Source organism: Micromonospora maritima (genome assembly GCF_902825405.1).
GTDB lineage: Bacteria > Actinomycetota > Actinomycetes > Mycobacteriales > Micromonosporaceae > Micromonospora > Micromonospora maritima.
In genome coordinates this window covers 1-6,727 of the sequence record NZ_CADEAU010000298.1, presented here as the reverse complement: position 1 = coordinate 6,727, position 6,727 = coordinate 1, and the positions used below count along the sequence as shown (strand labels likewise).

Below are 6,727 nucleotides of genomic sequence, written 5' to 3'. Positions count from 1 at the left end.
GCCCGCCGCTACGGCCGCGGCCCGGCCGTCTGGCTCGGCCTCGCCGGCGTGGCCGCCGGCGTCACCGCGCTCGGCGTGCTCCGCCCGCTGCCCGCCACCATCGCCGCCGTGGCGGTCGTCGCCACCTTCGGCATGATGGTCATCAGCGGCGTCAACGTGGTGCTCACCGCCCGGCACGGGCCGGCCGCGCCCGCCGCGCTCACCGAGGCCAACGCCGTCTGCGCCGGCATGGGCATCCTGGCACCGCTGACCATCGGCGTCACGGTGGACGCCGGCCTCGGCTGGCGGCCGGTGACGGCCGTCGAGGTCGGGCTGATCACGCTTGTCGCGCTCGCCGCGCTGACCTTCCGGGTACGCCTGCCGCACGGCGCTCCCGCTACCGCGGCTGCCGCCGCCCCCGTGCCCGTCGCCGCAGCGGTCGCTCCCCTCGGTTCCCGGTCGGACGGGACCGTGGCGGAACGTCGTTCGCGCGGAGTTCGCCCCGATCTCGCCACCGACACGCGGGCGGCGGCGGCACGGCTGCCCCGGGCGTACTGGATCGCCTGGGTCCTGATGGCGGTCACCGGCTCGATCGAGGTCTGCCTGTCGCTCTGGACCGCCGACGTGCTCCGCGACCATGCCGGACTGAGTGCCGGCGGGGCGTCGGCGGCCGTCGCGGCGATCGTCTGCGGCATGTTCGCCGGCCGGGCCGTCGGCGGCCGGGCCGCGCTGCGCTGGCCCCCGGTGCCGTTGCTGCTCGGCGCACTCACCGTCTCGCTCGCCGGCTTCACCCTGTTCTGGGCCAGCCCGATCGGCTGGCTGGCGGTCACCGGCCTGGTCGTGCTCGGGCTGGGCAACGCCCTGCACTACCCGCTGGCGATCTCCATCGCGCTCACGGCCGCCGGTACGGCCACCGACCGGGCGGCGGGCTGGTCGTCGTACTCGATGGCTGTCGGTTTCGGGATCGCGCCGGTCGTGCTCGGCTGGGTGGCCGACGGCGTGGGCCCGCACCTGGCCTTCCTGCTGCTGCCCGCGTTCATCGCGGTGGCCGCGCTGCTGACCGTGCGGCTGGGCCGGGCCCTGGCCCCCGGTGTGGCGCCCGCCTGATCGACTCCACGTCGCCGAGGTGGCGGCATCCGGCGTGCCTGGACACCGCCACCTCGGCGAACTGGTTCAGCGCACCCGGGCGAGCGTGACCCCGTCGGCGATCGGCAGCATCACGGCCTCGACGCGGGCATCGGCGAGCACCTCGTCGTTGAACGCGGCGATCGCCCGGTCGTCCGCGTTGCGTGGGGCGAGCACCCGGCCGGCCCGGAGCGTATTGTCCACCGCGATCACCGCGCCGGGACGCATCCGCGGCACCAGTTCGTCCCAGTAGACCGGGTAGCCGACCTTGTCCGCGTCGATGAACGCGAAGTCGAGGTGACGCTCCCGGGGCAACTCGCGCAGCCCGTCCGCAGCCGGGCCGATGCGCAGCTCGATCCGGTCCTGCACCCCGGCGCGGGCCCAGTAACGCCGGGCCACGTCGGTGTACTCCGCAGAGATGTCGAAGCAGGTCAGGCGACCGCCGTCAGCAAGCCCCCGGGCGATCGCCAGCGAGGAGAGACCGGTGAACGTCCCCACCTCCACCGCGTGCCGCACCCCGAGCAGCCGGGTCAGGAAGGTGAGGAACGCCGCCTGCTCCGGAGCGACCTGCATGTCCGCCTCGGCCGGAAGGGCCGCCCTGGTCTCCTCGGCCAGGTCGCGGACCACCTCGTCGGGGGCGGACCCGTGGGCCACCAGGTAGGCGTGCAGTTCCGGGGTCAGCGGCAGCGGCTTCGTGCTCATGCCCGGACGTTAGCCGAGATGCTCGATCTCCTGGCCCCCGGCGCGACCTTCGTCCACAGATCGACGACGCGGAGGTCCAGATCGGCGAGGAGCCGGCGCAGCAGGGGCAGGGACAGGCCCACCACCGTGCCCGGGTCACCCTCGATGCCGGTCAGGAACGCCCCGCCCAGCCCGTCGATCGTGAACGCCCCGGCCACCGCCAGCGGCTCGCCCGTCGCCACGTACGCGGCGATCTCCTCGTCGCTGATGTCCGCGAAGTGCACAGTCGTCGAGGCGACCGCCTCCGCGCGCGACTCGTGCACCACGTCGATCAGGCAGTGCCCGGTGTGCAGCACGCCGCTGCGCCCGCGCATCCGCCGCCAGCGGCCGGCGGCGTCCGCCGCGTCCGTCGGCTTGCCGAGAATCTCACCGTCGAAGGCGAGCACCGAGTCGCAGCCGAGCACCAGCGTGCGCTCCTCCGGCGTGGACCGCAGCCGACTGAGCACGGCCTGCGCCTTCAACCGGGCCAGTTCGAGACACAGTTCCTCGGCCCGCTCGCTGACCACCTGTGACTCGTCGACGCCGCTGACCAGCACGTCGGGTTCGATCCCGGCGGCTTGGAGCAGCTTGCGACGGGCGGGACTCTGCGAGGCGAGCACGAGGCGCAACGGCACGGAGTTCAGCACCCCGCCGACGCTACCGGCTGATCCTCGGCGGTGGGTCGTCGGCACGTCGGCGACGACGCCACACGAGGTAGGCGCCGCCCGCCGCCAGCAGCGCGCCCAGGGTCGCGAGCCCTCGGGCCGTGCTGTCGTCGCCACCGCCGGTCCCGGGTGACGCGGCGGTCGAGGCCGGGGCGGTGACGCCCGTCGACTCGAAGCCGAGGGGAGGGACGTCGGCGGTGAGCGCGGCGACCAGATCGATCACCCCGTAGCCGTACTGGTCGTCGCGGCCGGGCGGTCCCTTGTCGACGGCGGTTGCGGTCAGCCGGTGGGCGACCTCTGCGGCGGGGAGGTCGGGGAACTTGGAACGGATGAGCGCGGCGGCCCCGGCCACGATCGCGGTGGCGCTGGAGGTCCCGGTGCCCTTCGAATACTTACCGCCGTAGCTGGTGCTGTAGATGTCTACCGCAGGCGCTACAACATCGATTTCGGGTCCGCTGACTGAGACTGAGGCGTGTGCGCCGGTGCGATCGACTCCTCCAACTGCAATCACGCCCTCCTCTGCCGCTGGATATCCGACGAAGGCGTCTTCAGGCCTATTCCCGGCGGCTGCGACGACGACGATATTGGCTAGCAGAGCTTGCTTTATTGATCTTATTAGCTCTGGAGTTGCTGTGCCGCTGCTGGATATGCTGATCACATCTGCGTGCAGGGAGACGGCGACATCTATGCCTCTTGCTAAATCCTCTGGTTGTCCAGTATTGTCTGCGCCGGACGACTTAATGGGCAAGATTCGAGCAGTAGGCGCGATGCCCCTGGCGCCCTTGTCACCTGCCTGGCCATGTGCGGCAATCAACCCAGCCATTCCAGTTCCATGGCTGTTCTCGTCGCTCCAGCCGTCCCCAGGATTTCCCGGAATAGTTGAAACGCCTCGCAATAAGTTGGTGCGTAGATCCGGATGGGGGTCGACGCCCGTATCTAGGACTGCGACTACAACCCCTGCCCCAGTGCTTACGGCGTTTGCCTCGCCGGAGTTGAGGTAGCTAAGGTGCCACTGGTCTGCCCGGATGCGCATTGCAGGGTCGGTCGACTCTCCGGGTCCGGCCTGCTTGCCGGGTGCAGCGCTACCAAACAGAAGAAGGACTGCTGCGAGAAGCGATATCACCTTCAACGGTCGAGACCGATTGCCGGGCCGGGATCGATCGGTCCCTCTTCTTCGGGAGGGAGCATTACTGGCTTAACTCCCTGGCTTGTTTCCCAAGGATGGTCTGGGTCCAAATCCTTCTTAGTTTCAGGGCCGACCTCAGTTCGACCTTTCTGGCCGCGGACCGGTGCTCCCGAAGGAGACCCGCCGGCCGGGAAAAGGCCTTGACCGGGCAGTTGCGCAGAGCGTCCAGCACCCGGCCTCGAACCCGCGCCGCCGGTAGGTGAGGTCCCCGCGCCGCCTCCACCGATCACGCCGCCAACGGGGTTGACTCGGCGCGGGCCGTTCGGGGCTGTTGGGCTGATTCCTGCGCTTGGTGGGGTTCCGATAAAGCCGTTCGGTAACGCTGAGCGTGGGGAATTTTTCGCCGGTGGGCTAGTGGGCCCGCTTCGCTCGTGCGAGAGCCCCGGCGGCATGGGGGAGTTCAACCGATTTTGCCAAATGCGACCGCCGCCTGTGATTGGCGGGGCGACTGGCTGGACGCCCATTCCCGGTGCCGCCGAGGTGCCTGAGTTGGTTGGCGTAGTAGGGCCCGGCGCTGGTTGTGCAATTACTGTGCCAGTACCGCCAAGGATAGGTCCGCTGCTGTTTATGGCATTTGAAGGCGACTGAGCTTTCGGCAGGGGAGTCCCAGACTGGCTGTGAGCAGGGGTGGCAAGCGCAACCGGGATGATCGGTGGAACGGTGGGAATCATCTGGTCGTACGCATCGGGATCATTGGGCTGACGCCCAGGCCTGACAGGTGCTGGTGGGCGCTGAAGCATGACCTGGGCCTGCTGGAGTTCTCCGCTCAATCCCGTCATCAACCCGCGCGCCCGTACATTCAGCCGCTCCAGGTCGTCGTCCGTCACCGGGGGCCGCTCCGGAAGCCGGCTGCCCGCCACCGCCTTCGGGTCGGCGACCGTCGCCTCGTACGCCTGCTTCTGCCGCAGCTTGGTCGCGTACTCGTCGTAGAGCGGTCGCAGTTCGGCGCGGGCGCTGCCGATGGCGCGTGCGGCGGCGGCCAGCGCGTCGTAGTTCGCGGCGGCGGCGTCGTGGGTGTGCTGTACGCGTTCGATGAGCTGGTCCAGTTCGCCGACGTACGCTCGCGCGGCCGCGTTGGTCTCGGGCGGCCACGCCTCGGCGAGCCCTCGCCGGTATTCGCGTAACCGGCTGAGGTGGGCCAGGGCCAGGTCGCAGACCTTGCGCCAGCCGGCCACCTGCTTCCACTGGCCGGTGGTGTCCTGGTCCTGCACGCACGCCCACATGCTGGAGACGTCCATCAGCTGCCACTCGGTGAGCCCGGTGGTCCGTCCGCCACCCCGTTCGATCACGGCAGGACCACCTGCTGCCCCTGGTCGGGTGTGGTGGGGTCGGTCAGCGGTGGCATCGGGCGCGCGACGGCGGTGGACGGGCCGGCGAGCGCCCGTTCCACGTCGGTGACCCGGGCCGAGGAGAACGCGTCCGCGTCGCCGTAGTGGGCGGCGATCCGGCCGGCGGCGTCGGCCAGCCGGCCGGTGGCGGGCGCCAGATCCCACACCGCGCTGACGGCGGCCTTCTGCGTCTCGTGGTGGGCCTGCATGAACTGCACCAGCTCGACGAAGGCGTCGGCCGGGTTGGGCACCGGGGCCTTCATGTCGTCGGCGATGTACGACAGGTGGGGGGAGTAGTTGCGCGTGACCTCGTCCTGCAGGCGGTCGGCGAACTCGCGCATCTGTCGGATGTCGGCCTCGATGCCGCCGTAGTCGCGCAGCCAGCCGGCTGGCCGGTCGTCCTCCGGGATCATCGGACCTCCCTGCCCGTCACCGCACGGTTTCCCTGAGTGAGGTTAATGGCTCCACGCGGATCCCGGCAGTCCCGGTACGGGTCCCGTACGCGGGGAAGGTTTCAGCGGGGGAGACCTGAGGCGCGCCACGCGCCGGGACCGGCGAGCGGGCCCGCGACGGCCGGGCGGGCGCTGCGGGCCCAGTGCGAGACGGGGGCCGGCGCGGCGACCGCGACCGGCCGGGTGCGCACGACGATCGCGCCGACCAGAGCGGCCAGCTCCTCGGCGGTGGGCACGCCACGGACGATCCGGAACATCGGCTCTTCGGCAGACATGGACCCAGGGTACGCGTCCGGAACTCGACCTTCGTCGGACAGTGGCGTGCCGGCGGTGTGCGCGTCGGACCGGCCGGGTACGGTTTCAGCGATGTCGAACGCGCTCCCCCAACTCGTCGCCGACCGATACCGGCTGCTCTCGCCGCTCGGTCAGGGTGGCATGGGCCGCGTCTGGAAGGCGCGGGACGAGGTGCTGCACCGGGACGTGGCCATCAAGGAACTGGTCCCGCCGCCCGGCCTCACCCCGGAGGAGCGCCGCGAGATGCGGGAACGCTCGCTGCGTGAGGCGCGGGCCATCGCCCGGCTCAACAACGTCAACGTGGTCCGCATCTTCGACGTGCTGCGCACCGACGGCGATCCGTGGATCGTCATGGAATACGTCGCGTCGAAGTCGCTCCAGGACACCATCGCCGAGGACGGTCCGGTCTCGGTGGCCAAGGCGGTCGAGGTCGGCCTGGGCGTGCTCGGCGCGCTGAAGGCCGCACACAAGGCCGGCATCATGCACCGCGACGTCAAGCCGGGCAACGTGCTGCTCGGTGAGGACGGTCGGGTGGTGCTCACCGACTTCGGCCTGGCCACCATCCCCGGCGACCCGAACGTGACCCGCACCGGCATGGTGCTGGGCTCGCCCGCGTACATCTCGCCGGAGCGCGCCCGCGACGGCACGGCGGGTCCCGAGGCCGACCTCTGGTCGTTGGGCGCCACGCTCTACGCCGCCGTCGAGGGCAAGTCGCCCTTCGCGCGCCCGTCCGCGATCGCCACGCTGGCCGCGCTCGCGACCGAGCCGCTGCCGCCGCCGCGCAACGCCGGGCCGCTGAAGCCGGTCCTCCAGGGCCTGCTGCGCAAGGACCCGGACGAGCGGATCACCGCCGAGGTGGCCGAGCGCATGCTGCGCAAGGCCGCCGGTCGGCGGGCCAAGGGCATCTCGCTGCTGGACGGCGTACGCCGGCCGGGGCCGAACGGTCCGCGCGCGCCGCGACCGCCGCTGGTGCCGGCC

The 6,727-nt window shown here is 71.0% G+C and carries 8 protein-coding genes; 2 read left to right on the top strand and 6 right to left on the bottom strand.

The genetic code is table 11. The features are described from left to right. Window positions 1-1,086 (top strand): MFS transporter (locus tag HUW36_RS22320; protein WP_174529961.1); only part of this gene is annotated, 1,086 nt, incomplete at its 5' end. A gap of 66 nt (window positions 1,087-1,152) precedes the next feature. Here the strand turns inward: HUW36_RS22320 and HUW36_RS22315 are convergent. The 6 genes from HUW36_RS22315 to HUW36_RS22290 form a co-directional block, all read right to left on the bottom strand. Beyond that, window positions 1,153-1,806 carry an O-methyltransferase gene (locus HUW36_RS22315; RefSeq protein ID WP_174529960.1) on the bottom strand — a complete coding sequence of 218 codons (654 nt, stop codon included), beginning with the start codon at window positions 1,804-1,806 and terminating at the stop codon, window positions 1,153-1,155. After that, window positions 1,803-2,471: a Maf family protein gene (locus HUW36_RS22310; RefSeq protein ID WP_174529959.1), complete on the bottom strand. Its 669-nt coding sequence runs from the start codon at window positions 2,469-2,471 to the stop codon at window positions 1,803-1,805. Before HUW36_RS22310 ends, HUW36_RS22315 begins: the two co-directional genes overlap by 4 nt. 10 nt (window positions 2,472-2,481) lie before the next feature. Next, window positions 2,482-3,522 carry a S8 family serine peptidase gene (locus HUW36_RS22305; protein ID WP_174529963.1) on the bottom strand — a complete coding sequence of 347 codons (1,041 nt, stop codon included), beginning with the start codon at window positions 3,520-3,522 and terminating at the stop codon, window positions 2,482-2,484. Between the two features lie 92 nt (window positions 3,523-3,614). Further along, window positions 3,615-4,964: a hypothetical protein gene (locus tag HUW36_RS22300; protein ID WP_246248275.1), complete on the bottom strand. Its 1,350-nt coding sequence runs from the start codon at window positions 4,962-4,964 to the stop codon at window positions 3,615-3,617. Beyond that, window positions 4,961-5,416: a hypothetical protein gene (locus HUW36_RS22295; RefSeq protein ID WP_174529958.1), complete on the bottom strand. Its 456-nt coding sequence runs from the start codon at window positions 5,414-5,416 to the stop codon at window positions 4,961-4,963. Before HUW36_RS22295 ends, HUW36_RS22300 begins: the two co-directional genes overlap by 4 nt. A 101-nt stretch (window positions 5,417-5,517) precedes the next feature. Beyond that, window positions 5,518-5,730: an acyl-CoA carboxylase subunit epsilon gene (locus HUW36_RS22290; protein WP_174529957.1), complete on the bottom strand. Its 213-nt coding sequence runs from the start codon at window positions 5,728-5,730 to the stop codon at window positions 5,518-5,520. Window positions 5,731-5,821: 91 nt separating this feature from the next. Here HUW36_RS22290 and HUW36_RS22285 point away from each other — a divergent pair. Then, on the top strand, window positions 5,822-6,727 hold a 906-nt coding region (locus HUW36_RS22285), incomplete at its 3' end, for a serine/threonine-protein kinase (RefSeq protein ID WP_174529956.1).